Raw genomic sequence first — 1313 nt, 5'->3', positions numbered from 1 at the left:
GTACAGCAAGTACACCGGGTACACCACCGACACCTCGACCACCGCTGGATACATCAGGTACACCGGCCTCTCCAAGATGACCAACCTTTCCACCACCGGATACACCGGCCTCTCCAAGACGACCGACTTTTCCACCACCGGGTACACCGATCATCCCCAGTACACCGGCCACAGCCCAATTCGCAGTAACAGTATAAGAACTGCTAGATTTCTGTTAACACAAATTCATCCAAAATATGCGGATGATTACCATTGGTGGATCAAAGTAGGAATGGCACTCAAATTCATTAGTCCATCCCTGTTAGATGATTGGGATAAGTGGAGCAAACTTTCTCAGAAATATAAGGCCGGTGAATGTGATTATAAATGGCATTCATTTAATGGTCGAGGGATTACAGACCGTACCCTTTATTGGTTAGCTCATCAGTCTTCTGTTGGTCGGTAGGGTATTGCAGGAGGTTCAACCATATCAGCTAAGTACGCGCTAACGCGCTGATATGGTTGAACCTACACCCCCAATAATTTATGGCTACCCTCAATGAACTTTCAGAACAACTAGAGTTAGCGGCAGAAATTATTGAGTCTGACCCTACCCCAGAAAATCAACGATTAGCCCAGGGAATTGTTGATGAGATTATTCCCCAGATTGAATCTAAAATTGATGCTTACACCAGTGTCATCAAATCCAAACTAGAACTCGCAGAAACCAGAAAACAACGCGCTAAAAGTATTATGGAACTTGCCTGTTCTGCTGAAAAAGCAGCGTACTGGTTAAAGCAAAATCTCCAAAGCTTTCTTGAACAACGGGTTGAACAATTAGGAGAAAAAGGTAAACGGTTAGAAGGCATTGAAAGTGCTGTTACTCTCTGTAAAGCCGGTGGTAAGGTGCCAGTGCAACTTCCTGCGGATCTACTACCAGATGAGGTACCAGAAGAATTCCGTAAAGTAATTGTTGATATTGACACCGAAGCTTTAAAAGAAGCTTGCCGCCATTCTAAGACCGGCACCCTCTCCCACAACAACAAAATTATTGCTGTGCTAAAAGAACGCAGCAATTACCTACGAATCAAATAATACCATTTTTGCCCACAACCATAACAAGAAGCGCTGATTATCAAGGCGCTTTTTGTTTCATCTTACTTAACAAGGTTATGGATATCAAACCTCAAACAATGGTTCTAAAGATGGTGAGTTATATCGAGATGAAGGAGGGATATCAAACTTATCTCCACAGTTCCGACGGTAGCATCATCACCTACTCTCTTCTCCCCTCCAAAGAAGCTCTCGAACTAGCACAACAATCCTGTAAAGAT

Annotated in this window: 2 protein-coding genes; both read left to right on the top strand. The window is 43.6% G+C overall.

All coding sequences use genetic code 11. The features are described 5' to 3' along the window. Positions 1-445, top strand: a 445-nt coding sequence (locus NG798_RS27690) for a PriCT-2 domain-containing protein (RefSeq protein ID WP_261226940.1), incomplete at its 5' end; no start/stop codon positions are given. Positions 446-525: 80 nt separating this feature from the next. Then, positions 526-1074 (top strand): siphovirus Gp157 family protein, encoded by a 549-nt coding sequence (locus tag NG798_RS27685; protein ID WP_261226939.1) that lies wholly within the window; start codon positions 526-528, stop codon positions 1072-1074. The last annotated feature ends 239 nt before the right edge of the window (positions 1075-1313 follow it).

It is taken from the genome of Ancylothrix sp. D3o (assembly GCF_025370775.1).
GTDB lineage: Bacteria > Cyanobacteriota > Cyanobacteriia > Cyanobacteriales > Oscillatoriaceae > Ancylothrix.
The sequence above is the reverse complement of the archived record's forward strand: the minus strand, read 5'-3'. Positions and strand labels throughout refer to the sequence as shown.